Genomic DNA, 25,144 nt, shown 5'->3' on the forward strand with positions numbered 1-25,144 from the left:
GGTTGCCTTATTCCAATTCGAACGCCGGATAGGGATGCTCGGGCGCCAGGTGGTCCACGGCCAGCCTGACACGCTTGCCCACCGCCAGCTCGGCCGGCTCGCAATTCAGGATATTGGCGATGATGCGCACGCCTTCGTCCAGCTCCACGGTCGCGACGCACAAGGGGATGCGTCCCTCCACGCCCGGTCCCGGGATGCGTACCACCGTGGCGGCATAGATGACGCCCTTGCCCGAGACCTCGCGCCATTCCAGGGCGCGCCGGCCCGTATAGCTGCTGACCGGCTTCGGATAGTGCTGGAAACGCCCGGCGACGGTGCAGTATTGCAGCACCAGCTTGCCTTGCGCGATGCCGTCCCAGAACGGCCGGGTGTCCACGTAGACGCCCTGTTTGGGTATGGGACGGGCGGACGAGCTCGCCGCTATCTTGTCGTTCATGGTGTTCACGCCTCCAGGACCATGGCCGAACTGGTGCCCCAGTTGCGGCCGTAGGGAATCACGCCGATGCCGGTGACCAATGCGTTGCGCGCATCCTTCACCTGGCGGCTGCCGCCTTCGCCGAACATCTGGCGCACGGCCTCGGCCAGGTTCAAACCACCGCTGGCCAGGCCCGGCTGGCCGGCGGAGATCTGGCCTCCGCCCGTATTCAAGGGCAGATCGCCGTCGAAGGACAGGTCGGTGCGCAAGGTATAGGCAGCGCCCTCCCCGCGTTCGCAGAAGCCGAAGGCCTCGAACTGCATCATGACGGCGATGGTGAAGTCGTCGTACGGTTGGAACATGCGCACGTCCTTCGGGGCCAGCTCCGCCTTGCGTAACACCTCGGGCCCGATCTTGCTGAATCCCGTATGGGTGATGTCGGCCAGCGGGTCGGCGCCGTTGAAGTTGGTGACTTCGCCGTACGCCACCGGATAAACCATGTTCTTCAATCCCAGCCGCCTGGCGTTCGCCTCGCTGGTCACGATGAACGCGTTCGCGCCGTCGCAGAACATCACGCTGTCCAGCACCCTCAGCGGATCGGCAATCACCCGCGAGTCCATGTATTCCTCCATGGATAGCGGCTTCTGGAATTTCTTCAGCGCGTTCGGATTGTGCAGCGCGTGCGCGCGCTGCGTAACGGCGATCTTGCCCAGCGCGCGGGGGTCCAGGCCATACTGGTGGATGTAGCGGCTCATCAGCAGCCCGAAGCTGGCGGGCGGCCCTTGCACCCCCGGCGGATCCTGGAACTCGCCCCGGTACGCGCCGTAGTTCGAGCGCCAGTCGGTGCTGGGCGCGTCGGCGGACATCACCACGGCCAGCGAGCACATGCCGTCGCGGATCGCCGACATGGCGCGCGCGACGCCGCCGGTGGCGGAGCAGCCGCCCATGCCGCCGTAGTTGAGCCAGCTGGGCGTCAGCCCCAGCGCCTCGGTCATATAGACGGCGAAAAAAGGGTTCTGCGCTTCGGACAAGGCGGTGGTGACGGACAGCCCGTCGATCTCGCCCTTGTCGATCCCGGTACGTTCGAGCAACTGGTCCAGGGCCTCGCCGGCCAGGTCGTAGGCGCTGCGTCCCGTCTTGAAGCCGACCGGCGTTTCCGCATAGCCGGCGATCACCATATCCCTCTTCTTCATGCTCTCACTCTCCTCGGAAATCCGGCGTTCTTTTTTCGCGGAAGGCCGACAGGCCTTCCGCGCGGTCGCGCGTGAAATACAGCATGAAGGACACGTCGCCTTCCGCCGCCATGCCTTCGGCCAGGGGCAGGTCCATTCCGCGGTCTATCATCGCCTTCGTGAACATCACCGACAGCGGCGCATTGCCGCCTATCGTGCGCGCCAGCTCACGCGCCTTGTCCAGCGCCTGGCCTGCTTCGGTCACGTGGTTGACCAGGCGGTATTCGCGCGCCTCGGCGGCGCTCAGCCGCCTGCCCGTCCACATCAGCTCCTTGGCGAGCGCGGGACCGACCAGGCGCGGCAAGGTCTGCGTGCCGCCCCCCCCCGGCATCAGGCCCAGGCGGATCTCCGGCAGGCCGAACTTCGCGTTGGCGCCGGCCACCACCATATCGCCCACCAGGGCCAGTTCCAGGCCGCCGCCCAGCGCATACCCTTCGATGGCGCTGATGAGGGGCTTGGAGTACGCGGGAAGTTCGCGGAACAGCCGGTTGACCTTGCGCTGGCGCCGCCGCTTGCGATAGAAGTCGAAATACTGGTTATCGGCGATCGTGAACTCGCTGGTGTCGATGCCGGTGCAGAACGCCTTCTCGCTGCCCTTCAGGATGACGGCCGCGATGTCGCGCGCCGACTCTGCTTCGTTCAGGACATCCATGATCTCCTGCGCGGTCTGCTCGCGCAGGGAATTCAGCTTCTCGGGGCGGTTGAGGGTTATTTCCAGCCAGCCTTCGACGCGTTCAACAATAATGTCTTCGGTGCTCATGTTCATCGGATACTCGCTGTTCCTGTGCTGATGGATTCAGTGATGGCGGTTTCAGTGCACGGAGTCGGCCAGGCGTCCGGACGCCGCCTGCTGGGACGCGGAGTCGCCGCCGATGGCCCGTTCGATCATGCGGTGCATATCGGCCATGCATGCCGGATCCCGGCGTTGCATGGCATCGATGGACAACTCCAGGCAGACGCGGGCCGGCGCCGCCAGGACGAGCACGCGGTCCGCGATCTCCAGGGCGTCCTCGATGCGGTGGGTCACGAAGACGCAGGTCTTGCGCTGTTCCCTGACGATCTCGGCGAAATCGCGGCGCAGGGTCTGCGAGGTCACGTGATCGAGCTGGCTGAAGGATTCATCCAGCAGGACCAGGGCGGGATCGACGGCCAGCGCCCGCGCCAGGGACACGCGTTGCCGCATTCCGCCCGATAGCTCGACGGGGTATTTTTCGCAGGCGTCCTGCAGCTTCACGCGCGCCAGCCAGTCCCGCGCCCGCTGCCGGGCCTGTTTCTTCGGCACGCGCAGCAGCAGCAAGCCGAGCTCGACGTTCTCCTGCGCCGTGCGCCACGGCAGCAACCGGTCCGTCTGGAAGCTCACCGCCAGCTTGCCGCGCAAGGCCTCGAAGTCCTGGGCGGGATCCACGCCGGCGACCTGCACGGAGCCGGCATCCGCCATGGCGGTTCCCATCAATAGCGACATGACCGTGCTCTTGCCGGCGCCGGTCTGGCCCAGCAAGGCAACCGTTTCGCCTTCCCGGACTTCCATGGTCAGGTGGTCGATGGCCGTATGGCTGCCGAAGCGCTTGACGACGTCCCGCAGCGCGATGATCGTGTTCCGGGTATCGTTCATCAGCGCACCTGTGCCTCTTTGCGCCAGCCCAGGAAGCGGCGCTCGGCCCATCCGGCCAGCCATTGGAAGACGAGATTCAGCATCACGAGCAGAAAGGTCCACGCCATCACCTGGTCGATGCGGAAGGTGGATTGCGCAAAGCTCATGCGCGAGCCTATGCCGACGGCCGAGGCCACGAGTTCGGCGAAGATCACCATGCGGATCGCATAGCCGATGACCGACTTCGTGGTCAGGAAAATGTACGGGATGATGTGCGGCGCCACGAGGAAGCGCAGCATCTGCCAGCGCGACGGACGGAAGCTTTCCAGCATGTCCACCCATTCCGCGGACAGCGCCCGCACGCCTTCGTACACATTCAAGGCATAGAACGGCAGCAGGATGACCGCCAGGATGAAGAATATCCGGGCCTCCGGGTCCTTGAACCAGAACACGGCGAGCAACATCCACGACAGCGCCGGTATCCCGGTATCGATGATGACCACCGCCTTCAAATAAGGACCGACGCGCTTGGACGTCCCCATCAGCAACCCGATGATGACGCCGGCCAGGGCGGAGAACACGATGGCGGCCGCCAGTCGCGCCAGAGTGATCGCGACGTGGACCAGGTCCGTTCCGAAGAGTCCGGCCAGCGCCTTCGCGATGGCCTCGGGCGACGGCATGACATAGTCGGGTACGTAGCCGCTCGCGACCTGCATCGCGACCAATAGCAGGACGACGACGCAGATCAGGGCCTTCAGGTCGCGCCGGTCGCGCCTGTTCGGCCTGGGCCCGGCGGCGGCCGGGCGGCTGGCCATGGAAGCGTGCCGGGCCACGGGTTTCACGCTTTGTCCGGCGGGAATGTCGACCTGGCTCATGACGCGAAGAACTCCTTGTCGACGATGGCGGGCAAGGCGCCGCTGCGCTTGAGGAAGTCATTGGCGACGAGTATGGAGCGCCTGCCCTCCTCCGTCTGCATCGAGGTGTGCTTGAACTCCAGCCTCCTTGAATCGATGGCGGTCTTCAGCACCTCGGGCGACGTGCCGGAGTTGGCGCCGGCAATCTTGACCGCCTCGTCGGTGTGCGTCGTAATGCCCTCGATACTTTGCTGGAATGCCCGGTTCAAACGCGCAACCAGTCCGGGATCGCGGGCGATCGCCTCCTTGCGCACGGCCACGCCGAAATAAGGCAGATCCAGGTGCAGCTTCTGGCGGAAGGCCTCGCCGGCGCTATAGAGCACCCGCATATCCGGCACGCGTTCGAGTCCCATCGAGACATTAGGCTCCCAGGTCAGGCCCGCGTCGGCGCGGTTCGCCATGACCAGGGTGACCGACGCCGCCGGATTGTCGACGTTCTGTACCTTCGCCACTTTCTCCAGATCGATGCCGTCGATCTCCTGCATGATCGCCCGCATCATCCGGTAGGTGCCAGTTGACTGCGGCGCGGCCACGGTTTTCCCTTGCAGGTCCTGCAGCTTGCGCACCGCTTCCGCCCGGGTCACGATATTGATCATGTTGCCCGTCGTCACGGAGCACACATATTGCAGCGGCACGCCGGCCAGGTAGCGCGATGCGAAGGTGTCCCAGCTGCCTATGCAGACGTCATAGTTGCCGGCGACGAAATCGTTGTAGTACGTGCTGACCGCGGTGTATGAGGTGGGTTTACCCAGGGTCAGGCCATTGGCCTTGGCGAGTTGCCTGGCCGAGATATAGTCCGTCAACAACGTGGTGAAACCTGGGGTCAGGTTGGCCCATTTGAGGGGCGTCTGGGCGCGGGCGGGACTGCTGAACAAGGACCCCATCCCGAGGATGGTGGCCGGCCCAAGGGCCGACGCGGTCCGCAGCAGCGCCCGGCGCGATAGTGCGCGTCCGTTCATGCCTGTCTCCGTTATATTTTTGTCCCCCCGCAATCGCCGGCGTGGCCGCCGGCGCCCGGTGAGTGAGGTGAATGGTAGGATAGGCCCGCGCTCCAGGATAGCTACGGAATCGGGACGGGCGTTCCAGTCGTGGAACGCTGGCGCCGCGCCGTTTGTGGTCTCATCCGCATTGGGCGCCGCGTTCGGTCACGGGTTTTTCGGTTCGCGTGCTGCGCGCCGGCCGTATGGCTTCCTCTGTTTGGCCTCCCTCCCACTCCCCGGCTTATGGCAGAAAGGCTCGATCTCAACTCACTGCGTCTTTTCTATGAAGTGGTGAACGCGCAGAGCATTTCGCGCGCGGCCACGGAACTCGGTCTTCCCAAATCGTCGATCAGCCGCAAACTGAGCGAGCTGGAACGCCACATGGGAACGGCCCTGTTGAAGAAAGGCCCGCGCAAGCTGACGACCACGGAGATCGGCGCACGCTTCTACGAGCATTGCCGCCGGGTGGTGGACGAGGTGGAGCAGGCGCGCAGCGATTCCATCACGCTGCAAAGCGAGATGCGCGGCGTCCTGCGCGTCAGCATCCCGATCGATTTCGGGATGTCATGGATAGGCCGGGCGCTTGCCGAGTTCGTGCAGGCCTATCCGGAAATCGAACTGGAAGTGGACGTCAACAGCCGCACCGTCGACCTGCGCGAAGAGCCGTACGACCTGACCATACAGCTCGGCCCGATCAAGGACACCGACCTGATTTACCGCCGGCTGGCCACGCTGACCCGCGGCGTTTATGCGAGCCCGGAATATCTTGCACGCCGCGGCGTGCCCTTGGCCGTGGACGATCTGCACCACCACGACTGCATCATCACCGCGCAACAGCGGCTGGACGGCATCTGGACGCTGCGCAACCAGGCGACCCACCGCTTCGCCACCATACACGGGAAGGTGGTGGTCAATAATATTTCGATTGCGCGCGAGATGGCCATCGGCCATGTCGGCATGTGCATGCTGCCGAATCTGATGTGCGGCAACGACTTGCGCGCCGGCCGCTTACGGCGCGTGCTCGAAAACTGGGAAAGCCCTTCGATGCATGCCACGGCCATGGTGCTGAGCCGCAAAGGCATGCCGAAGAAGATCCGCACGTTCCTGGACTTCTTCTCCGAGCGCATCAACATCGACGATCGCGCACTGCGCTAAGCCTGGCATCCACGTCCGACACAACGCGGCGCCGGGTTACCCCGCCGGGTCGGATTGCTGCGGTGCGTAGGCCTCGATGACCTGCTGCTCCGTCATCGTCGGCGTCTGGTTCGCGAAGTCGTAGTAAGCGGGCTTCTTGTCGATATAGACCTGGCTGGCCAGTTCGAAATCCGTCGCTTCGAATAGGCCGGCCGGCACGAAATAATGGCCGTTGGACAGGAGCTTGTAGTACAGGTGCGAGCCGCATTTCGCGCAGAAGGCGCGCTCGGCCCACTCGGATGAGCGGTACACCGAAATCTGGTCCTGCCCGGCCCACGCCACCTCCGGGCCGCAATGGACCGCCAGCAAGGGGCCGCCTCCCCATTTGCGGCAATACCCGCAGTGACAAGCGCCGATGTGCTTTTCTTCGGCGGCGGTCAGGCTCACGCTGCCGCACAGGCAAGTGCCTTTCATATCGATGTCTCCGGAGATCATTTATGGGAGCCGCTGCGATCCAGCGCTATGAATTTATACCGTTGCGGGACTATGCCGGCACTCGCTTTCCTGCTACAGTTCAACAAAACATGAATCATTGAATAGGTGCCGTGTGGAAGAAAACGACGCTGTGCTCGCGCTGGCCGCGCTGGCGCATCCCCAGCGCCTCAGGGCGTTCCGGGCGCTGGTGGTCGCCGGACCGCAGGGGCTGGTGCCGAGCGTGCTGGCCGAGCAGCTGGGCATGGCCCGCAATGCGCTTTCCTTCCACCTCAAAGAGCTGGCGCATGCCGGCCTGGTCCATAGCGAACAGCACGGTCGCAACCTGATCTACCGGGCGAACTACGACAGGATGAACGGCTTGCTGGGCTACCTGACCGAGCATTGCTGCCAGGGAAGCGAGTGCGAAATCACTACCTCCGACGCCTGCCCGGCGTGTTGATGCCCGACGCTCCGCGTATCCGCGGACGCGCCGCCCGCTGCGTCGCGTCCGCTACCCCTTCTTCCAACCGTTGCTGCTGAGGCACCCATGCAAGACAAGGTCTACAACGCCCTATTCATCTGTACCGGCAATTCGGCGCGCTCCATCCTGGCCGAGGGGCTATTGAACGGCTTGGCCCAGGGACGTTTCCGGGCGTATTCGGCGGGCAGCCAGCCCAAGGGCGAAGTGCACGCCCTGGCGCTGGCAACCCTGGAGAAGCTGGGCATGCCCGCGACCGGCTATCGGAGCAAGAGCTGGGATGAATTCACCTTGCCCGATGCGCCGCAATTGGACTTCATCTTCACGGTGTGCGACAACGCCGCCGGGGAGGTCTGCCCGATCTGGCCGGGCAAGCCGATGACGGCGCACTGGGGAGTGCCGGACCCCGCCGCCGTGGCGGGTTCCGACGAGGACAGGCTGAAGGCCTTCCAGGACGCGGCGCGGGTGCTGAAGCGCCGCATCGAGCTGTTCCTGTCGCTGCCCATGGATCGATTGGACGCCATGTCGCTGCACCAGGAATTGCACGGCATCGGCAAGGCGTAAAGCCAGCCATGGCCAACACTTCCAGTACCCTGCCTCGCCCGGCAGCCGCCATGAGCGGGTTCGAGCGCTACCTGACCTTGTGGGTCGCGCTCTGTATCGTCGCCGGTGTGGTCGTCGGCCAGGTTGCGCCGGCCTTTTTCCAGGCGGTCGGCCGCGTCGAGATCGCGCGGGTCAACCTGCCGGTAGGCCTGCTTATCTGGCTAATGATCATCCCGATGCTGATGAAGGTCGATTTCGCCGCGCTGGGACAGGTCCGTCGCCACTGGCGGGGCATCGGCGTCACGCTGTTCGTCAATTGGGCCGTCAAGCCGTTTTCGATGGCGCTGTTGGGCTGGATCTTCATCCGCCACGTGTTCGCGCCATGGTTGCCGGCCGGGCAACTGGACAGCTACATCGCGGGCCTGATCCTGCTTGCCGCTGCGCCGTGCACGGCAATGGTCTTCGTCTGGAGCCGCCTGACGAACGGAGACCCCGCTTTCACCTTGTCGCAGGTGGCACTGAACGACACCATCATGGTGTTCGCCTTCGCCCCCATCGTGGGGCTGCTTCTGGGCATATCGTCCATCGCCGTGCCGTGGGATACCCTGCTGGCCTCGGTCGTGCTCTACATCGTCATTCCGGTGGCTATCGCGCAGCTGTTGCGCCGTGCGTTGCTGCGACGCGGGGCGGCAGTATTCGAGCGAGTTGCGAGCGGTCTGGGACAGGTCTCCATCGTGGCGCTGCTGGCCACCCTGGTGCTTCTGTTCGCTTTCCAGGGCCAGGCCATCCTGGATCAGCCGCTGGTGATCGCGCTGCTCGCGGTGCCGATCCTCATCCAGGTGTCGTTCAACGCCGGCCTGGCGTATTGGCTGAACCGCAGGCTGGGCGAACAGCACAATATCGCATGTCCGTCCGCGCTGATCGGCGCCTCCAACTTCTTCGAACTGTCGGTCGCGGCGGCGATCAGCCTGTTCGGATTCCAGTCCGGCGCCGCGCTGGCCACCGTGGTGGGCGTGCTTATCGAGGTGCCGGTCATGCTGCTGGTGGTCCGCTGGGTCAACCGAAGCCGCGACTGGTACGAGCGCGCGACGCCGTGCCGGCAATGGACGGAGCGCTCATGACGATTCCGATGACACGCGCGATCGCGCTCTGAATACTCCCATGGCAAAGCTTGACGATTTACCCAACCTAGAGGCGGAATGCTTCGACGGCGGCATCGCGCAGCGGCTGCCCGTTGCGCGGTCCACGCATGCGCCGCGCATCCTGCTTTTGTATGGATCGTTGCGCGAACGATCGTTCAGCCGCTTTGCCACCGAGGAAGCGGCGCGGCTGCTGGGCGCGATGGGCGCCGAAACACGGCTGTTCGATCCTGCCGGCCTGCCCCTGGTGGACAGCGTGCCGGATACCCATTCCAAGGTTGTCGAGCTGCGCGAGGCGGCGCAATGGGCCGAAGGCATGGTCTGGTGTTCCCCCGAGCGCCACGGCGCGATGACGGGCCTGATGAAGACGCAGATAGACTGGATACCCTTGTCGCTGGGCTCGTTGCGCCCGACACAAGGCAAGACGCTGGCCGTCATGCAGGTCAGCGGCGGCTCGCAGTCCTTCAATGCCGTCAACCAGATGCGGGTGCTGGGCCGATGGATGCGGATGATCACGATCCCCAACCAGTCCTCGGTGGCCAAGGCCTGGCAGGAATTCGACGAGTCCGGCCGCATGAGGCCATCGGCGTACTACGACCGGATCGTGGATGTCATGGAAGAACTGGTCAAGTTCACGCTGCTCACCCGCGATGTCGCGCCCTACCTCGTGGACCGTTACAGCGAACGCCGCGAAAGCGCCGAGCAGGCGTCAAGGCGCGTGAATCAGGGAGCAATCTGATGCGCCTGTCACGGCGCCGCGACGTGGTGCTGGCCTTGGGCACGACCCAAACGCTCGCGTGGGCCTCGTCCTACTATCTTCCGGCGATGCTCGCCGCGCCCATGGCCCGCGACCTCGGCGTCGGCACGCCGACGATCTTCGCGGCCTTTTCCTTCGCCCTGCTCATTTCGGCGCTGCTGGGGCCTTACGCCGGTCGTGCCATCGATCGCTGGGGCGGCAGGCCGGTCCTCATGGCGACGAATGCGCTGTTCGCGCTCGGGCTCGCGTGGCTAGGCTTGTCGAACAACCTGTGGAGCCTGTTCGGCGCGTGGCTGGTGTTGGGTATCGGGATGGGCAGCGGCCTGTACGAGGCCGCATTCGCCTCGCTGGTCCGGCTGTACGGACGTGACTCGCGTAATGCGATCTCCGGTATTACGCTCATCGCGGGATTTGCCAGTACGGTGGGATGGCCCGTTTCGACGTTCCTGGAACTGCACTTCGGTTGGCGCGGCGCCTGCCTGGCATGGGCGGGCCTGCATCTGGCCCTTGGATTGCCCCTGAACTGGTTGCTCGCATCGCCCGCGCCTGGCGCAAGCCCCGGCGCGCCGGGCAAACACGACGCGGGCGAGCTGCCCCATGCGACCGCCGGATCGCGGCGCGCATCCATCCTTCTGGCGGTCGTCTTCGCCGTCACATGGTTCATCAGCACGGCCATGGCGGCCCACTTGCCGCGCCTGCTCATGGCCGCCGGCGTCACCTTTGCGGCCGCCGTGGCCGCGGGCGCGCTGGTCGGGCCGGCCCAGGTCGGCGCGCGGCTGCTGGAATTCGGGCTGTTGCGGCGGGTGCATCCTTTGCTGTCGGCGCGCCTGGCCGCCCTCGCCCACCCGGTGGGCGCGGTTGCGCTCCTGGCATTCGGCGCCCCGGCCGCCTCTGCCTTCGTGATCCTGCATGGCGCGGGCAACGGCATCCTGACGATTGCCAAGGGGACCTTGCCGCTGGTGCTTTTCGGGCCGCAGGGTTATGGCGCCAAGCAGGGCATGCTGATGGTCCCGGCGCGGATCGCCCAGGCGCTGGCGCCGTGGCTCTTTGGCCTGAGCCTCGATCACTGGGGCGTGGGGGCGCTGTGGGTATCGGCCGGCCTGGGGCTGCTCGCCACGGCGGCGCTGATGATGCTGCGGCATCACGCCCGCGCGCAGGTCGCCACGCCGGGGGCCGTGTCGTCCTAGCCGCAATCCCGCGGGCGGGACTTCGCGCTGGGGACGGGCGTCCGGCTGACGCCGGACCCGGACGCGCGTACAAGCTCGTACATGCTGGTGCCAGGCCCGCATGGCGCGCCAGCGCGCGGGCGGCAAGGTAGCGTGGCCTTGGTATGGACGCATCCCGGCTGCATTTCGTACAATGAAATTCATTTCATTTAAGAAAATGGTTGCCCATGCCGCCCCTGCCAGAAGACCGCCTCGTCGAGCACGTCGTTTCCCTGCAAACCCGCCCCATCGTGTCCGCGACGCGGGAGAGGTTGGCGCAGGCGCTGCTGGACTGGTTCACGGCGGGCTGGTCCGGCATGCCACTGCCCGCCGCGGCGAGATTGCGACAGCTCGCCGTGCTATGCCATCCCGGTACGGGGACGTCGGCGGCCTTCGGTGGAGAGCGGCTGGGCGCCATGGCTGCCGCGTTCGCCAATGCGGGCATTGCGCATTTGCGGGAAATCGACGACGCGCATCGGGCCGCGATGCTGCATCCCGGCATCGTCGCGGTATCGCCGGTGCTGGCGCTGGCTGCACAGGAAGGCATCACGCAACGGCGCGCCGCTGACGCCATCATCGCGGGATACGAGGTTGCCCTGCGGGTCGGCGAGGCGCTGGGAACGGGCCATGCCGCGAACTTCCACGCCACCGCCACGGCCGGCGTGCTGGGAGCCGCCGCAGCCGCGGCGGTGGTGCTGCGCCTGCCGCCGGACCAGTTGCATCACGCCCTTGGGATCGCCGCCACCCAGGCCGCGGGCCTGTGGCAGCTGGTGGACGACAACGCGCACGAATCCAAATCGCTGCATCCCGCCATGGCGGTACGCAACGGACTGACCGCGGCCTATGCCGCGCGGGCCGGCCTGCCGGGCGCTCGCGCGTTCTTCACCGGAAAACGCGGCATGTATGCCCTATTGGCGGGCGACGGGCCAGTCGCCGCCCTGGACGGTGAACGCGATGGGCCGGAGCGGATCAACACTGCGACCATCAAGGCATGGCCGTGTTGCGCGCAACTATTTACGCCGCTGGACGCCGCGCGAGGGCTGCTGGAAGCACACGCCATCCGGGCCCAGGAGATCGCTTCCGTCCAGGTGGTGATTTTCCCGCATGCGTTGAAGATCGCCGGCGTGCACTGGCCGTCCAGGCCGGCCGAGGCGGCCTTTTGCCTGCGCTATGTCATGGCCCGGCTGCTGCTCACCGGCAAGCTCGGTATCGAGGACATGGAGACGCCCGACCTGTCCTCGCCCGCCTTGCTGGAACTGGCCGAACGGATCACGGTCGACACCGACGAGGCCTTCCAGCAAGCGTTCCCGCGCAAGCGTCCCAGCCGCGTCACCCTGGTCCTGCGCGATGGGCGGGTATTGACCGCCCTGCGCGAACTGCGGCGCGGCGACCCGGAAGAGCCCTACGATTGGGCCGGCATGCTGGCGCGCATGCGTGCGTACGCCCCTGCCATGGACGACGATGCGGCGACGCGGATCGCCGCGTGGTGCGGACGCCATGCCGATCCTGCGCACGACACCGCGGCATGCGCGCCGGAAGCGCGGCTCTTTGGGATGGCGTCCGGCGCTGAGCCGGAGGCCGCGCCCTAGCCGCCGAATACCGCGCTTGCGGGACGCTTGCGCAGGATGACGGGATGCTGCGGTACGCGCCCTGTCGTTCCTTTGGCGGGCCGGCGCGCTATTGGCGCCGCGCGGCCTTGCCCGGAGTCTCCGCGGGAGGCCGCCAATCCGCCGGCGCGGCCGCCAGGAAGCCCTGTGCGATGAGTTCGCGCCGCACGATGTCGGTGGCCTTCAATTGCGCCTGCTGGTTGTGGCGCGAGGCCAGGCCCAGCACGACCATGGCGCCGATGAAGGTACCGTCCGCCTCGAACACCGGCAAGGCGACTGACGCCATCTCGGCTACCCGTTCGGCTCGCGTCATCGCATAGCCCTTCTCGCGGATCGTCTTTGCATGAGGCGTGGAGCCTCCCGTGAAGGCCAGCAGGATATGCGCCGACGAACCGCCGGCGCTCAGCGGCAGGCGGGTTCCGACCTCCACATGGTGGCGGACCTCCTGCAAGGTGTTCTCCCGATAAAGGCAGATCCGCTCGTCGCCGCTGCGCACGTACAGCGCGACGGTTTCACCCGTCTGCTGCATCACGTTCTGCAGCACGGGCTGTATGCGCGCGCCCAGGTCGAATGTCTGCCTGTACAGCATCCCCATGTGCAATGTCGCCGGGCCCATCGCGTAGTTGCCGTTATCGAAACGATGAACCAGGCGCGCGCGCACCAGCACACCCAGCAGCCGCAGCAGCGTGGCCTTGTCCAGCCCCGTCCGTTCGGCGAGTTCGCCCAGCGATAGCCGCAAGGCGTCGTCGCTGAAGCTTTCCAGGATGCTGATGCCGCGTTCGAGCACGCCGACCGGCGGCGTGGGGGTGTTTTTGCTTGACACGTTGGGTCTCAGCTCCTATATTTTCGTTCAATAAAACACATTTTAATCAATGAAACGACGGACTGCCCATAGGCGGGACCGCCGACCCAAGGAGACGAGTATCGCTTGCGGCGCGGCATCCCCGTCGCGAGGAAGCGAGATTTTCCATCATGACCGATCATCCCTCCTTGCTCGCCGCGCTCGCGGCCGTCGTGGGCGACGCCCATGTCCTGACCGCACCGGACGACATCGCCCCGTATGTCGCCGACTGGCGCGGCCATTATCCCGGCATCGCTCGCGCCGTCGTGCGCCCGGCGAATACCGCGCAGGTATCCGAGGTCGTCCGCCTGTGCGCCGCCGCCGGCGTGCCGCTGGTTCCACAGGGCGGCAATACCGGTCTGGTGGGTGGCTCCACGCCCGACGACTCCGGCCGTGAGGTCGTCGTCAGCCTGGGACGCATGACGGCCCTGCGCCGCGTCGACCCGCTGGACAACAGCATCATGCTCGAAGCGGGCTGCACCGTCCTGGCCGCGCAGGAAGCGGCGCGCGCATGCGGCAAGCTGTTCCCCTTGTCCCTGGCGTCCGAAGGCAGCGCGACCATCGGGGGCGTACTGTCGACCAATGCCGGAGGCGAACAGGTACTGCGCTATGGCAATACGCGGGAACTGGCCCTGGGGCTGGAAGTCGTGCTGGCCGATGGCCGCGTGCTGGACGCGCTGACCACCTTGCGCAAGGACAATACGGGCTACGACCTGAAGCAGCTCTTCATCAGCGCGGAGGGTACCTTGGGCATCGTCACCGCCGCGGCGTTCAAGCTGTACGCCCTGCCCCGCCACACGGTAACCGGCTGGGTCGCGCTGTCCGGTCCGCAGGCCGCCGTCGATCTCCTCGCGATGCTGACCGATGCGGTCGGCGAACGTATCACCGCCTTCGAACTGCTGGGCCGCGAGGCGCTGGACCAGGTCCTCGCGCATCCGCTCGATGGCATGCGCGATCCGCTCGGCAGCGGCTATCCCTGGGCCGTGCTGTTCGATGTGTCGGAGACCTCGGCCCGCCTCGATCCGTCGGAAGCGGTCGAAGAAGTCCTGGCCGAGGCGCTGGAGCGCGGCCTGGCCAGCGACGCCGCCCTGGCCGCGTCCGGGCGGCAGGCGCAGGAATTCTGGTCCCTGCGCGAGCATGTGCCCGAAGCGCAGCGCCTGCAAGGCCCTTCCCTGAAGCACGATATCTCGGTACCGATCGCTTCCATCCCGGCCTTCATCGAAGCCGCGGACACGGCGCTGCGCCGGGCGATGCCGGGCATACGGATCGTCTGCTTCGGCCACGTCGGCGACGGCAACCTGCACTACAACCAGAGCAAACCCGCCGGCATGGACGACGCGTCCTTTCGCGCCCGCGCGCCGGAGATACACGACATCGTGCACGGCATCGCGGCGGGGCTGCACGGATCCATATCGGCCGAACATGGCATAGGTCGCCTGAAGCAGGATGCCTTCATGCGCCACAAGGCGCCGGTGGCGCTGGACCTGATGGTCCGCGTCAAGGCGGCGTTCGATCCCGACGGCGTGTTCAACCCGGGACGTGTATTGCCGCCGGCGCGCCCGCTTTCCCGATCCTAGGGCCCGCACAGGCCCCGGCCGTTTCCATTTTTTTCCGCTTTCCTTTCCTTGCGAGGGTCCCGATGCCAGTCTCCGTATTCGACATGCAATCGCTTCAGCATCTATGGAGCACCGACGAACTGCGGGCGATTTTCTCCGAAGAGAATCGCGTGCAGAAATGGCTGGATTTCGAAGCCGCGCTGGCCGCCTCGCAGGCGGAGCTGGGCATCATTCCCGCCGCCGCCGCGCGCGAAATTGCGGAAAAGGCCCAGGTCGCGAATATCGACATGGGCAGGATGTCCGCCGAGATCCGCCGCATCAAGCATTCGCTGGTGCCCGCGCTCAAGCAACTGCAGGCCTGCTGCAGTCCCGAGAATGGCGAATGGGTGCACTACGGCGCCACGACGCAGGACGTGGTCGACACCGGCGTGGCCCTGCAATTGAAGGAATTCCACGCCGTCGCGCTGCGCGATGTCCAGGCGGTGGGACGCGAACTGGCGCGATTGGCGCGCGCGCACCGGGATACCCCCATGGTCGGCCGCACCCATGGCGTGCAGGCCCTGCCCATCACCTTCGGCCACAAATGCGCCATCTGGCTGGACGAGATGGGACGCCATTACCAGCGCCTGAAGGAATGCGAGCCGCGCGTCCTGGTGGGCATGGTGGTGGGCGCGGTGGGCAGCCAGGCATCGCTGGGCGAGCAGGCCGCGGAGGTGGAGTCGCGCACGCTGCAGCGGCTGGGATTGTCCACGCCGTCCATCAGCTGGGCCTCGGCGCGGGATCGATTCACCGAGTACGCCGCGCTGCTGGCCATGATCGGCGCCACGCTGTCGAAGATCGGCAACGAACTGTTCAATATGCAGCGCAACGAGATCGCGGAAGTGGAGGAAGCGTTTTCCGATGGCAAGCTGGGCTCGTCCACCATGCCGCACAAGCGCAATCCGACCTCCGCGGAGAACCTGGCAGGCCTGTCGCGCCCGTTGCGCTACAACGCGGCCCTCATGCTGGAAGGCATGGTGCAGGAAGGCGAACGCGACGGCATCGCGTGGAAGATGGAATGGAAGGCCCTGCCCGAATGCTGCGTGATCGCCGGGGCCATGCTGTTCCAGGCGAAGAACCTGTTGGCCGGATTGCGTGTCGATGCCGCCGGCATGGCCAGGAACCTGGACCTGATGCGCGGCTACCTGCTCTCCGAGCGGGTCATGCTGGAACTGAGCAGCCGCGTGGGCAAGCAGACCGCGCATGAATGGATATACGAGGCGTCGATGCACGGCATCACCGGCAGACTGGATTTCGCCGAGGCAATGCGCCGGCACAAGGAGCTCGCCGGTCTCCTCGGTGAAGACGAGATCCGCCGCCTGACCGACCCGGCCGGCTACCTGGGCCAATGCGGCGCATCGGTGGACCGGCTGGTGGCGCTGCAGGAAGAAGCGGGCTGGCTGCAGGCCTGAATCCACGAGGTGGTCCTTGCCGGCCACATCGATACCACGACATAAGAACGGAGGAGACAACACATGGAGCAAGATCATCGAGCCGTATCCCCCTCCCGTCGCCGCCTGCTGCTGACCGGCGCGTGGGGCGCCGCGGGCATGCTGGCGGGCGGGCTGTCGATGCCCCGCGCCAGCCTGGCGGCCACCGGCTTTCCCGAACGGCCGATCACGCTCGCGGTGGGATTCCCGCCGGGCGGCGGCGGCGACCTTTACGGCCGCCTCATCGCCACGGCGATGGGCAACAGGCTGAAGCAGACGGTCGTGGTCGAGAACAAGGCCGGCGCCGGCGGCAATATCGCGGCCGGCCTGGTCGCCAAGGCCCCGCCCGACGGCTACACGATGCTGCTGGCGATGAGCGGCAACCTGGCGGTGTCGCCGGCATTGAAGCCGGGCAGCCTGCCCTACAAGGTGCCCGACGATTTCGCGCCCATCGGGCTGATCCTGGAAGCGCCGCACGGGCTGTTCGTGGCGCCGAATTCGCGGTTCAAGACGGCCGCGGAGCTGCTGGAGACCGCGAAGAAGAAGGAGATGACCTTCGCTTCCACCGGCGCCGGGGGCGCCGCGCATATCGGCATGGAACGCATCAAGGAGCTTGCCGGACTGAAATTGCTGCACATTCCCTATCGCGGTTCCGGGCCGGCCATCACCGACCTGCTGGGCGGCCAGGTGGATATGTTCTTCGCCACCGCGTCGCCGTTGATGCCGCAGGTCCGCCAGGGCGCGCTGCGCCTGCTGGCGGTCTCCGGCCAGCGCCGTAATCCCGGCCTCCCGGACATCCCGACCTTCAAGGAGCTGGGTGTCGACATGACCCTGACGCAGTGGTATGGACTGGCCGCCCCCGCCGGGACGCCGCCCGATATCCTGCGCGTGCTGTCGAGCAACCTGAGCCAGGCATTGAAGGATCCGCAGGTGCGCGAGGTCATCCGCCGGGACGCCGCGGTCGAACACGATCTGCCGCTGGACCAGTTCACCGCCTACATCGAGCGCGACATTGCGCAATACCGCACGGTGGCCACCCCCGCCCTGCTGAAACAGATCGGCGCATAGCGCCGCGTACGCATAGGAGTCATGCATGCTGAACGATTGGACCCAGGTGCTGGCGAACAACCGCCAGGCCGCCGGTAGCCTGGCCACGCACCATCCGAAGCTCCTGGCCGCCTTCCGTGGCCTGAACGAGGCGCAGGGAGCGACCGGTACGCTGGATGCCAAAACCCGCGAATTGATCGCGCTGGCCGTGGCGGTGACCACGCGCTGCGATGGCTGCATCGCCGCGCATGCCGCGGCAGCGCGCCAGGCGGGGGTGACGGAAGCCGAACTGAGCGAGGCGCTGGCGACCGCCATTGCCTTGAACGCGGGCGCCGCCTATGTGTATTCCTTGCGCGCCATGGATGCGCTTACCGATTCCAAGGGCTGACCCGAGATGCCGTTCGACACCCTGATTTCCGCGCCCGACCTCGCCAAGCTGCTGTCGCGGCGGGATGCGCCCCTGCTCGTCGATTGCCGTTTCGACCTGATGGATCCACAGGCGGGACAACGCGCGTATCGGCAGGCCCATATCCCCGGCGCCCATTATCTGCATCTGGAAGATGACCTGAGCGGCGCCGTCACCGGCCGCAACGGCCGCCACCCGCTTCCCGACCGCGAAGGCTTCGCCGCCCGCATGGCCGCGCTGGGTGTGGACGACGATACACAGATCCTGGCCTACGACGGCGCGGGCGGCATGTATGCCGCCCGGCTGTGGTGGCTGATGCGTTGGATCGGCCATCGCGCCGTCGCGGTCCTGGACGGTGGCCTCGATGCCTGGACGGCGGCGGGTTACCCCATGACCGAGGCGCCGACCCCCGCCGCCGCACGCGCGGGACGCCTGTGCGTGCGCGAGGCCCTGGTCCGCACCGTGTCGCACCAGGACGTGCGCGGAAACCTGGCCACGCGCGCCCGGCTGGTCGTCGATGCCCGCGCGCCGGACCGCTTCCGCGGCGAGAACGAGACCATCGATCCGGTGGGCGGTCACATACCGGGCGCGCGCAATCGGCTTTTCCGGGACAACCTGACCGCGCTTGGATACTTCCGCGCGCCGGAAGACCTGCGCACCGCCTACGCAACGCTGCTGGGCGAGTACCGGCCGGAACAGACCATCAACCAGTGCGGTTCGGGTGTCACGGCCTGCCATAACCTGCTGGCCATGGAAATCGCCGGCCTGCCGGGCGCCGCACTGTATCCCGGCTCATGGAGCGAGTGGTGCGTGCAACCCAGCGCGCCCATCGCCACCGGAGCCGGCGACTGAACCGACGACATCAACGCCCGACCGAGCCCGCATGAAAACCGCAATCTCTGCTTCCTCCCCCACGGCCTCGGCCGCCATGCGTCCCCACAGCGCTCATTGGGGCGTATTCCGGGCCGGCTGGCAGGAGGGCGTGCTGACAGTCCAGCCGCACCCCGGCGATCCGGATCCCAATCCGCTGATCCGGAACTTCACGACCGCGCTGAACCACCGCGCCCGCGTGACCACGCCGATGGTACGGCGCGGCTGGCTGGAACGCGGCCCAGGTCCCGACGAACGCCGCGGCCACGACGCCTACGTCCCCATGGCGTGGAATGAAGTGCTGGATCGCCTGGCCGGCGAACTGGCGCGGGTGCGCGACCGCTACGGTGCCCGCGCGGTTTTCGGCGGATCCTACGGCTGGTCCAGCGCGGGGCGTTTCCACCACGCACAAAGCCAGGTACACCGCTTCCTGAACACCGCGCTGGGCGGGTATGTCCGTTCGGTGAACAGCTACAGCGCCGGGGCCTCGGCGGTGATCCTGCCGCATATCCTGGGCAGCATGGACGACGTGGCGCGCCGCAATGTCACCTGGGAGCAGATCGTCGAGCATACCGACGTGGTCCTGTCGTTCGGCGGCATGGCGCTGAAGAATTCACGCGTGGCCAGCGGCGGCATCAGCCGCCATATCGAGCGCGAGTCCATGGCGCGCGCGGCGGCGCGCGGCTGCCGCTTCGTGTCGGTGAGCCCGTTGCGCGGCGATATGCCCGCGGAGTCGCGCGCCGAATGGATGGCGATCGTTCCCGGCACGGACACCGCCCTGATGCTGGGCCTGGCCTATGAACTGGTGACGAAAGGCTTGCACGACCGCGCCTTCCTGGCGACGTACTGCGACGGGTGGGAAAGCTTCGAAGCCTACCTGCTGGGGCGTGCCGACGGTGTGCCCAAGACGCCGGCGTGGGCCGCCGCACTGTGCGGCCTGTCCGCCACGGCCATCCAGGACCTGGCACGCTCGCTGGCCGGCAAGCGCGTGCTGGTAACGGTCGCGCACGCGCTGCAGCGCGCCGAACACGGGGAACAACCGGTATGGATGGGCGCGGTGCTGGCCGCCCTGCTCGGCCAGATCGGCCTGCCGGGCGGCGGCTACGCCTATGCGCTGGGCACGCTGGCCCACTACGGCAAGCGCACCAATGCCGTGCCGGTCGCCGCCCTGCCCCAGGGGACGAATGGCGTAAAGGACTTCATTCCCGTGGCCCGCATCGCCGACATGCTGCTGCGTCCGGGTACGGAGTTCGACTACAACGGCAAGCGGCATGTGTATCCGCACATCCGGCTGGCGTATTGGGCGGGCGGCAATCCTTTCCATCATCATCAGGACCTGGGGCGGCTGGCAAGGGCATTCCGCACGCTGGACACCTTCGTCGTCCACGAGATCGGCTGGACCGCCACGGCGCGCCATGCCGATATCGTGCTGCCCTGCACGATGACACTGGAAAGGGAAGACATCGGGGCGGCGCCGACGGACCCCCTGATGGTGGCCATGCATCGCATCGCGCCGCCGCACGGCCAGGCGCGGGACGATTACGACATATTCGCCGATCTCGCCGAGCGCCTGGGCACGCGCGACGCCTTTACGGAAGGCCGGACCAGCGCGCAGTGGCTGCGCCATCTCTACGAACGCACCCGCGCCGCCCTGGCCGAGCGCGGCCTGGAAGCGCCCGACTTCGATACCTTCTGGGAGCGCGGGGAGATGCTGCTGCCGCAACAGGCCGATGACGGCGGCATCCTGCGCGCCTTCCGCGACGACCCCGCCGGCAAGCCGCTGCCCACGCCCAGCGGGCGGATACAGGTGTCCTCCCCCGTGGTGCAAGGCTACGGATACGCCGATTGCCCGGGACATCCCGCCTGGCTGGCGCCGCACGACGCGCCGACGGAGGACCATCCCCTGTACCTGGTCGCCAACCAGCCGGCCACCCGCCTGCACAGCCAACTGGACTTCGGCGCACACAGCGTCGAGAACAAGCGCCGCGACCGCGAGGTCTGCACCATGCATCCTCTCGACGCCGCCCACCGAGACATTGCGGAGGGCGACATCGTCGAGCTCTACAACGCGCGCGGCAGGTGCCTGGCCTGCGTAACCTTGAGCGAAGCCATCCGGCCCGGCGTCGTCCAATTGCCGACCGGCGCCTGGTACGACCCGGCGCAGGACGACGAAATGTCGCATCGCCCCTTCTGCGTGCATGGCAATCCGAATGTCCTGACGCGGGACGCCGGGACATCGGCGCTGGCCCAAGGCTGCACCGGACAGCTCACCGTGGTGCAGGTCCGCCGCTACGACGGGCCGCTGCCGCCCGTTCGGGCGTTCGACCCGCCCGTGCCGGCACCCTTGCCGGCGCAAAGCGGCACATCCGCCGATTCGGCATAGTCAACCTACGCTCCAGCGATCCCGCTTCCATGCCCACGCCTGCATCCATCGACGCGTTCTTCCACGAGGCGACGAACACCGTCACCTACCTGGTTTCCGATCCGGCAACGCGGGAGGCGGCGATCGTCGATCCGGTATTGGACTACGACCCGGCGACCGGCACGGCCGGCACGCAGGCGGCGGATGAGGTATTGGCCGCGGCGCACCGGCGGGGCCTGCACGTCGCATGGATACTGGAGACCCACGTCCATGCAGACCACCTGAGCGCGGCGCCATACCTGAAACGCCTGACCGGCGCATCCATCGGGATCGGCGAATACGTCCGGGATGTGCAGCGGGTGTTCCGTCCGGTCTTCAACCTGGATGACCTGTCCGGCGACGGGGCGGAATTCGATGCGCTGTTCCGCGATGGCCCGACCTTCCGCGTGGGCGGCCTGGAAGTCCGGGTCCTTCATACCCCAGGCCATACGCCCGCCTGCGTGTCCTACCTGGTGGGCGACGCGCTCTTCGCGGGCGACACGCTGTTCATGCCCGATTACGGGACGGCGCGGGCGGATTTTCCCGGCGGCGACGCGGCCGTACTGTATCGGTCGATACGCAAATTGCTGGCGCTTGCGCCGCGGACGCGGGTTTTCGTCTGCCATGACTACAAGGCGCCCGGCCGCCAGGCCTATGCATGGGAAACGACCGTCGCCCTGCAACGCAGGTTGAACATACACGCGCGCGATGGCGTGACGGAGGCCGAATTCGTGGCGCAGCGCCGCGCGCGCGATGCGACGCTATCGGCTCCAAAGCTGCTGCTGCCGGCCATCCAGACGAACCTGCGGGGACGCGACTGGCCGCAGGCGGAGGCCAATGGCGTGCGCTATCTCAGGATCCCGCTGACCGGCGCATGTTTCAACGCTGCGCCGGATAGCCCGGCCGGGGCCCGCTGACTGGTCCCCGGCGACACGCCGCACGGCATCGGCCATTCAGCCGCGCGGTTGCGCCCGCGGCAGCGATTCTTCCCACTTCACGATGGCCGCGACCACGGCGCCGGGCGCTTCCGGCACCAGGGCATGCCCCGCGCCGGGGATGACCACCATCGTCACGCGGTTCCCGAACTCCTCCTTGACTTCGTTGCGGCTGGACGCCGGCTTGAACGGATCGTCGCCGGCCTGCAAGTCGAGCATGGGGACGTTGCCGCCCGACCACCAGTCCGATTGCTTCGTCGCCTTGCCCGCCAGGCGCTGGCTTTCGCTCACGTCCGGATACCAGCCCCGCAGCCACACGCGGGCGTCGTGCCCCGGCGCGAAGAAGGCGAACCGCAGCGACTCCAGCCGCTGCGCATCGGGCAGGGACAGGTCAGCGCTGCGATCCACGTGCTCGCTCAAGCCTGGCGGATACTTCTTCGCGGCAGCCGCCACGATGACGACGCCACGCACGAGTTCGGGATGATCGACGCTGGTGGCGCGCGCAACCCAGTTGCCGAAGGCGTGCCCGATGATGACCACCGGTTGGCGCGCCTGCTCACGGATGACCGCCGCGATGTCATTGCCCAGGTCGTGCAGCGTAATGTGCGTCATGGGGCCGGTGCTCTGCCCGATTCCTCGCGGCTGCGGACGCAGCACCCGGTAGCCGGCCTGGGCCAGGCGCTGCGCAATGTCATCGAAGTCCTCCGCGCCACGGCCGCGCGACGCCAGCAGTACCAGGGGCCTTCCCCGCCCCTCTTCGATCACATCGATGCGGGTATCCGGCGCGACCTGCACAAGCACGTGGTGCCGCGCCACGTCTTCGCCGGAGGCCTGCGCAGCGCCCGCCCACGAGACCGCGCTGGAGGCGCAAAGCGCCCACGCGGCGATGGTTTTCTTCATGACTGTCTCCTGGTTCGTCGTTCAACCTTTGCAAGGGCGCCCCCATTGAAGCACCCGGACGGCCGCCCCGCAGCCCTTTTCGTGCGGCCGTACCTGACCCAAACCACATATCAGCTTTGCCGCCCGCGGATCTGGCCCCTTCGCCCCCGTGTTCCTAGACTGCGGCATGTCAGATCGAATCGGGGAGCAAGCGTTGCCGGCGCTGTTATCGAACATCAAGGTACTGGACCTGAGCCGCGTGCTCGCGGGCCCGTGGGCCAGCCAGATCCTGGCGGACATGGGGGCCGACGTCATCAAGGTGGAGCGGCCGGGGCGCGGCGACGACACACGGTCATGGGGACCGCCCTTCCTCAAGGACGCCGCGGGCCAGGATACCGCCGACGGCGCGTATTTCATGGCCACCAATCGCGGCAAGCGCTCGGTCACCGTGGATTTGCAGACTGCCGAAGGCCAGGACCTGGTCAAGGCGCTGTGCCGCGACGCCGATGTGGTGCTGGAGAACTACAAGGTGGGCACGCTCGCGCGGATGGGCCTGGATTACGCATCCCTGTCCAAGGTCAACCCGCGCCTGGTGTACTGCTCCGTGACGGGGTTCGGCCAGACCGGGCCGCGCGCCGCCGAGCCGGCCTACGATTTCCTGATCCAGGCCATGGGCGGCCTGATGAGCGTGACGGGCGAACGCGACGACAAGCCCGGGGGCGGACCGCAGAAAGTAGGCATTCCCATCGTCGACCTGACCACCGGCGTCTACGCGGCCCTGGGTGTCGTCGCCGCGTTGCTGCGGCGTACCCGGACCGGACAGGGCGAGCATATCGATGTGGCCATGCTCGACGTCCAGGTCGGGCTGCTGGCCAACCAGGCCATGAACTTCCTGCTGGGCAACCGCGTACCGCGCCGCACCGGTACGGCGCACCCGAATATCCAGCCACAGCGCACCTTCCATTGCGCCGACGGCGATATCGTCATCGTCGTGGGCAATGACGCGCAGTTCGCAACCCTGTGCGAGGTCATCGGCAAACCCGCGCTGGTCCAGGATGCCCGCTATGCGACCAACGGCCAGCGTGTGAAGAACCAGGACAGCCTGGACGCCATCCTTGACGAAATCTTCGCCGGCCAGCCGCGCGCGCATTGGCTGGCGCGGCTCAAGGAGGCCGGAGTGCCGGCGGGCCCCATCAACACCGTACCCGAAGTCCTGGAGGACCCGCAGGTCCGCCATCGCGGCATGCTGCGGCATCTGCCGCATCCGGTCGCGGGCTCGGTGCCCCAGGTAATGAATCCGCTGCGCTTCGGCGATGTCCAGGTGCAGGCGGACCGCGCGCCGCCGCTGCTGGGCGAGCACACGCGGCAAGTGTTGACCGAACTGGGCCTGAGCGACGAACAGATCGAGGACTATCGCCGGCGCAAGATCGTCTGAATACCAAGGGAGACATCATGAGTATGCCCGAGGCCCTCATCGGCCCCTACACCGCCCTGGACGTGCGCCTGGACGCTGGCGTCGCCGTCATCCTGCTGGCCAACCCGCCGGTCAACGCCTTGTCGACGGCGATGATGAACGAATTGTCGTGGGTGCTCGATCGCATTTCGGAAACGCCGGAAGTCCGCGCGGTGGTGCTGTCCGGCCAGGGCAGGAATTTCTGCGCGGGAGCCGACCTGAAGAACCGCGCCGAGACCATCAAGGGGCCGGGCGACCTGCCGCAGCACTCGCGCCGCACGCGCGAGTGCTTTCACGCGATCCGCGAATGCGCCAAGCCGGTGGTGGGCGCGATCAATGGCGCGGCGCTGGGAGCGGGCCTGGCCATGATGGCATCCTGCGACATCCTGGTGGCGGCGTCGGACGCGAGCGTGGGCCTGCCGGAGATCAACGTAGGCCTGCTGGGCGGCGGCCGCCACGGCATGCGGCTCTTCGGCCATTCGCGGCTGCGCCGCATGATGCTGACCGGCCTGAGGGTGGATGGCGCCGAACTCTACCGCCTGGGCATCGTCGAGGCCGCGGTGCCGGCCGCGACCCTGATGGACGAAGCGATGGCCCTGGCGCGCGAACTGGCCGCCAAGAGCCCGCTGGCGTCGATGCTGGCCAAGCAGACGCTCAACGCCATCGAAGAGATGAGCCTGCGCGACGGTTATCGCTACGAGCAGGACATGACGGCGGCCATCGCCCGGACCGAGGACGCGCAGGAAGCGCGGCGCGCTTTCCTGGAGAAGCGGCCCCCGGTATTCCACGGCCGTTGAGCCGCCGCCTTGCGTGGTCCG

General features: G+C 67.0%; 25 protein-coding genes. 16 read left to right on the forward strand and 9 right to left on the reverse strand.

Going from position 1 to position 25,144, the window contains the following annotated elements:
• Positions 1 to 7: 7 nt before the first annotated feature.
• From BAU07_RS12975 to BAU07_RS13000, 6 genes are read right to left on the reverse strand one after another with little or no spacing between them, the layout of a single operon-like run.
• Positions 8 to 436 (reverse strand): Zn-ribbon domain-containing OB-fold protein, encoded by a 429-nt coding sequence (locus tag BAU07_RS12975; RefSeq protein ID WP_198168791.1) that lies wholly within the window; start codon positions 434 to 436, stop codon positions 8 to 10.
• Positions 437 to 441: 5 nt separating this feature from the next.
• The gene (locus tag BAU07_RS12980; protein ID WP_066658286.1) at positions 442 to 1,608 is read right to left on the reverse strand and encodes a thiolase family protein; all 1,167 of its coding nucleotides are present in this window, start codon (positions 1,606 to 1,608) and stop codon (positions 442 to 444) included.
• 4 nt (positions 1,609 to 1,612) lie between these two features.
• Positions 1,613 to 2,407 carry an enoyl-CoA hydratase/isomerase family protein gene (locus BAU07_RS12985; protein WP_066665410.1) on the reverse strand — a complete coding sequence of 265 codons (795 nt, stop codon included), beginning with the start codon at positions 2,405 to 2,407 and terminating at the stop codon, positions 1,613 to 1,615.
• A 51-nt stretch (positions 2,408 to 2,458) separates the two neighbouring features.
• Positions 2,459 to 3,259, reverse strand: coding sequence for an ABC transporter ATP-binding protein (locus BAU07_RS12990; protein ID WP_066658288.1), 801 nt, complete (start codon positions 3,257 to 3,259; stop codon positions 2,459 to 2,461).
• Positions 3,259 to 4,113, reverse strand: a complete 855-nt coding sequence (locus BAU07_RS12995) for an ABC transporter permease (RefSeq protein ID WP_066658290.1) — start codon at positions 4,111 to 4,113, stop codon at positions 3,259 to 3,261. The genes BAU07_RS12990 and BAU07_RS12995 overlap by 1 nt, the downstream gene beginning before the upstream one ends.
• Positions 4,110 to 5,111 (reverse strand): ABC transporter substrate-binding protein, encoded by a 1,002-nt coding sequence (locus BAU07_RS13000; RefSeq protein ID WP_066658293.1) that lies wholly within the window; start codon positions 5,109 to 5,111, stop codon positions 4,110 to 4,112. The genes BAU07_RS12995 and BAU07_RS13000 overlap by 4 nt, the downstream gene beginning before the upstream one ends.
• Positions 5,112 to 5,375: 264 nt before the next feature.
• Here BAU07_RS13000 and BAU07_RS13005 point away from each other — a divergent pair, with 264 nt between their 5' ends.
• Entirely contained in the window at positions 5,376 to 6,287 is a 912-nt protein-coding gene (locus BAU07_RS13005; RefSeq protein ID WP_066658296.1) for a LysR family transcriptional regulator, read from the forward strand.
• A gap of 36 nt (positions 6,288 to 6,323) precedes the next feature.
• On the opposite strand, the gene BAU07_RS13010 is transcribed toward BAU07_RS13005, so the two are convergent.
• Entirely contained in the window at positions 6,324 to 6,740 is a 417-nt protein-coding gene (locus BAU07_RS13010) for a GFA family protein (protein ID WP_066658299.1), read from the reverse strand.
• Between the two features lie 133 nt (positions 6,741 to 6,873).
• On the opposite strand from BAU07_RS13010, the gene BAU07_RS13015 reads away from it, so the two are divergent.
• The 6 genes from BAU07_RS13015 to BAU07_RS13040 all read left to right on the forward strand — a co-directional run bounded on the left by BAU07_RS13015 (position 6,874) and on the right by BAU07_RS13040 (position 12,451).
• Positions 6,874 to 7,200: an ArsR/SmtB family transcription factor gene (locus BAU07_RS13015; RefSeq protein ID WP_066658302.1), complete on the forward strand. Its 327-nt coding sequence runs from the start codon at positions 6,874 to 6,876 to the stop codon at positions 7,198 to 7,200.
• A gap of 87 nt (positions 7,201 to 7,287) precedes the next feature.
• Positions 7,288 to 7,782 carry an arsenate reductase ArsC gene (locus BAU07_RS13020; protein ID WP_066658305.1) on the forward strand — a complete coding sequence of 165 codons (495 nt, stop codon included), beginning with the start codon at positions 7,288 to 7,290 and terminating at the stop codon, positions 7,780 to 7,782.
• A gap of 8 nt (positions 7,783 to 7,790) precedes the next feature.
• Positions 7,791 to 8,882, forward strand: a complete 1,092-nt coding sequence (arsB, locus tag BAU07_RS13025) for an ACR3 family arsenite efflux transporter (RefSeq protein WP_066658308.1) — start codon at positions 7,791 to 7,793, stop codon at positions 8,880 to 8,882.
• A gap of 40 nt (positions 8,883 to 8,922) precedes the next feature.
• A complete protein-coding gene (gene arsH / locus BAU07_RS13030; protein ID WP_066658311.1) occupies positions 8,923 to 9,639 on the forward strand; it encodes an arsenical resistance protein ArsH in 717 nt (238 codons plus the stop codon).
• Entirely contained in the window at positions 9,639 to 10,844 is a 1,206-nt protein-coding gene (locus BAU07_RS13035) for an MFS transporter (protein WP_066658314.1), read from the forward strand. Before arsH ends, BAU07_RS13035 begins: the two co-directional genes overlap by 1 nt.
• A 206-nt stretch (positions 10,845 to 11,050) precedes the next feature.
• Positions 11,051 to 12,451: an MmgE/PrpD family protein gene (locus tag BAU07_RS13040; protein WP_066658326.1), complete on the forward strand. Its 1,401-nt coding sequence runs from the start codon at positions 11,051 to 11,053 to the stop codon at positions 12,449 to 12,451.
• Positions 12,452 to 12,539: 88 nt separating this feature from the next.
• On the opposite strand, the gene BAU07_RS13045 is transcribed toward BAU07_RS13040, so the two are convergent.
• The gene (locus BAU07_RS13045) at positions 12,540 to 13,292 is read right to left on the reverse strand and encodes an IclR family transcriptional regulator (RefSeq protein WP_232338119.1); all 753 of its coding nucleotides are present in this window, start codon (positions 13,290 to 13,292) and stop codon (positions 12,540 to 12,542) included.
• Between the two features lie 149 nt (positions 13,293 to 13,441).
• Between BAU07_RS13045 and BAU07_RS13050 the strand changes: the two genes are divergently transcribed.
• From BAU07_RS13050 to BAU07_RS13080, 7 genes are all read left to right on the forward strand, one after another.
• Positions 13,442 to 14,887 (forward strand): FAD-binding oxidoreductase, encoded by a 1,446-nt coding sequence (locus BAU07_RS13050; RefSeq protein WP_066658329.1) that lies wholly within the window; start codon positions 13,442 to 13,444, stop codon positions 14,885 to 14,887.
• Positions 14,888 to 14,949: 62 nt separating this feature from the next.
• On the forward strand, positions 14,950 to 16,317 hold the full coding sequence (gene purB / locus BAU07_RS13055) for an adenylosuccinate lyase (protein ID WP_066658338.1): 1,368 nt from the start codon (positions 14,950 to 14,952) through the stop codon (positions 16,315 to 16,317).
• Positions 16,318 to 16,380: 63 nt separating this feature from the next.
• Positions 16,381 to 17,403, forward strand: coding sequence for a Bug family tripartite tricarboxylate transporter substrate binding protein (locus tag BAU07_RS13060; RefSeq protein WP_084025698.1), 1,023 nt, complete (start codon positions 16,381 to 16,383; stop codon positions 17,401 to 17,403).
• 25 nt (positions 17,404 to 17,428) lie between these two features.
• Positions 17,429 to 17,770: a carboxymuconolactone decarboxylase family protein gene (locus BAU07_RS13065; RefSeq protein WP_066658341.1), complete on the forward strand. Its 342-nt coding sequence runs from the start codon at positions 17,429 to 17,431 to the stop codon at positions 17,768 to 17,770.
• A gap of 6 nt (positions 17,771 to 17,776) precedes the next feature.
• Positions 17,777 to 18,640, forward strand: a complete 864-nt coding sequence (locus tag BAU07_RS13070; RefSeq protein WP_066658344.1) for a sulfurtransferase — start codon at positions 17,777 to 17,779, stop codon at positions 18,638 to 18,640.
• 31 nt (positions 18,641 to 18,671) lie between these two features.
• A complete protein-coding gene (locus BAU07_RS13075; protein WP_066658347.1) occupies positions 18,672 to 21,041 on the forward strand; it encodes a molybdopterin guanine dinucleotide-containing S/N-oxide reductase in 2,370 nt (789 codons plus the stop codon).
• A gap of 29 nt (positions 21,042 to 21,070) precedes the next feature.
• Positions 21,071 to 21,976: an MBL fold metallo-hydrolase gene (locus tag BAU07_RS13080; protein ID WP_066658354.1), complete on the forward strand. Its 906-nt coding sequence runs from the start codon at positions 21,071 to 21,073 to the stop codon at positions 21,974 to 21,976.
• Positions 21,977 to 22,012: 36 nt separating this feature from the next.
• On the opposite strand, the gene BAU07_RS13085 is transcribed toward BAU07_RS13080, so the two are convergent.
• The gene (locus BAU07_RS13085; protein ID WP_084025700.1) at positions 22,013 to 22,894 is read right to left on the reverse strand and encodes an alpha/beta fold hydrolase; all 882 of its coding nucleotides are present in this window, start codon (positions 22,892 to 22,894) and stop codon (positions 22,013 to 22,015) included.
• Positions 22,895 to 23,087: 193 nt separating this feature from the next.
• Here BAU07_RS13085 and BAU07_RS13090 point away from each other — a divergent pair, with 193 nt between their 5' ends.
• Positions 23,088 to 24,308 (forward strand): CaiB/BaiF CoA transferase family protein, encoded by a 1,221-nt coding sequence (locus tag BAU07_RS13090; RefSeq protein WP_157122513.1) that lies wholly within the window; start codon positions 23,088 to 23,090, stop codon positions 24,306 to 24,308.
• Positions 24,309 to 24,325: 17 nt separating this feature from the next.
• Positions 24,326 to 25,123 carry an enoyl-CoA hydratase/isomerase family protein gene (locus tag BAU07_RS13095; RefSeq protein ID WP_157122213.1) on the forward strand — a complete coding sequence of 266 codons (798 nt, stop codon included), beginning with the start codon at positions 24,326 to 24,328 and terminating at the stop codon, positions 25,121 to 25,123.
• Positions 25,124 to 25,144: the final 21 nt, after the last annotated feature.

Origin of the sequence: Bordetella flabilis (genome assembly GCF_001676725.1) — a bacterium.
Lineage (GTDB): Bacteria > Pseudomonadota > Gammaproteobacteria > Burkholderiales > Burkholderiaceae_B > Bordetella_C > Bordetella_C flabilis.

Coding starts and splice junctions, on each gene's coding strand:
- BAU07_RS12975 (WP_198168791.1), bottom strand. CDS start 436: ATGAACGACAAGATAGCGGCGAGCTCGTCCGCCCGTCCCATACCCAAA.
- BAU07_RS12980 (WP_066658286.1), bottom strand. CDS start 1,608: ATGAAGAAGAGGGATATGGTGATCGCCGGCTATGCGGAAACGCCGGTC.
- BAU07_RS12985 (WP_066665410.1), bottom strand. CDS start 2,407: ATGAGCACCGAAGACATTATTGTTGAACGCGTCGAAGGCTGGCTGGAA.
- BAU07_RS12990 (WP_066658288.1), bottom strand. CDS start 3,259: ATGAACGATACCCGGAACACGATCATCGCGCTGCGGGACGTCGTCAAG.
- BAU07_RS12995 (WP_066658290.1), bottom strand. CDS start 4,113: ATGAGCCAGGTCGACATTCCCGCCGGACAAAGCGTGAAACCCGTGGCC.
- BAU07_RS13000 (WP_066658293.1), bottom strand. CDS start 5,111: ATGAACGGACGCGCACTATCGCGCCGGGCGCTGCTGCGGACCGCGTCG.
- BAU07_RS13005 (WP_066658296.1), top strand. CDS start 5,376: ATGGCAGAAAGGCTCGATCTCAACTCACTGCGTCTTTTCTATGAAGTG.
- BAU07_RS13010 (WP_066658299.1), bottom strand. CDS start 6,740: ATGAAAGGCACTTGCCTGTGCGGCAGCGTGAGCCTGACCGCCGCCGAA.
- BAU07_RS13020 (WP_066658305.1), top strand. CDS start 7,288: ATGCAAGACAAGGTCTACAACGCCCTATTCATCTGTACCGGCAATTCG.
- arsB (WP_066658308.1), top strand. CDS start 7,791: ATGGCCAACACTTCCAGTACCCTGCCTCGCCCGGCAGCCGCCATGAGC.
- arsH (WP_066658311.1), top strand. CDS start 8,923: ATGGCAAAGCTTGACGATTTACCCAACCTAGAGGCGGAATGCTTCGAC.
- BAU07_RS13035 (WP_066658314.1), top strand. CDS start 9,639: ATGCGCCTGTCACGGCGCCGCGACGTGGTGCTGGCCTTGGGCACGACC.
- BAU07_RS13040 (WP_066658326.1), top strand. CDS start 11,051: ATGCCGCCCCTGCCAGAAGACCGCCTCGTCGAGCACGTCGTTTCCCTG.
- BAU07_RS13050 (WP_066658329.1), top strand. CDS start 13,442: ATGACCGATCATCCCTCCTTGCTCGCCGCGCTCGCGGCCGTCGTGGGC.
- purB (WP_066658338.1), top strand. CDS start 14,950: ATGCCAGTCTCCGTATTCGACATGCAATCGCTTCAGCATCTATGGAGC.
- BAU07_RS13060 (WP_084025698.1), top strand. CDS start 16,381: ATGGAGCAAGATCATCGAGCCGTATCCCCCTCCCGTCGCCGCCTGCTG.
- BAU07_RS13065 (WP_066658341.1), top strand. CDS start 17,429: ATGCTGAACGATTGGACCCAGGTGCTGGCGAACAACCGCCAGGCCGCC.
- BAU07_RS13070 (WP_066658344.1), top strand. CDS start 17,777: ATGCCGTTCGACACCCTGATTTCCGCGCCCGACCTCGCCAAGCTGCTG.
- BAU07_RS13075 (WP_066658347.1), top strand. CDS start 18,672: ATGAAAACCGCAATCTCTGCTTCCTCCCCCACGGCCTCGGCCGCCATG.
- BAU07_RS13080 (WP_066658354.1), top strand. CDS start 21,071: ATGCCCACGCCTGCATCCATCGACGCGTTCTTCCACGAGGCGACGAAC.
- BAU07_RS13085 (WP_084025700.1), bottom strand. CDS start 22,894: ATGAAGAAAACCATCGCCGCGTGGGCGCTTTGCGCCTCCAGCGCGGTC.
- BAU07_RS13095 (WP_157122213.1), top strand. CDS start 24,326: ATGAGTATGCCCGAGGCCCTCATCGGCCCCTACACCGCCCTGGACGTG.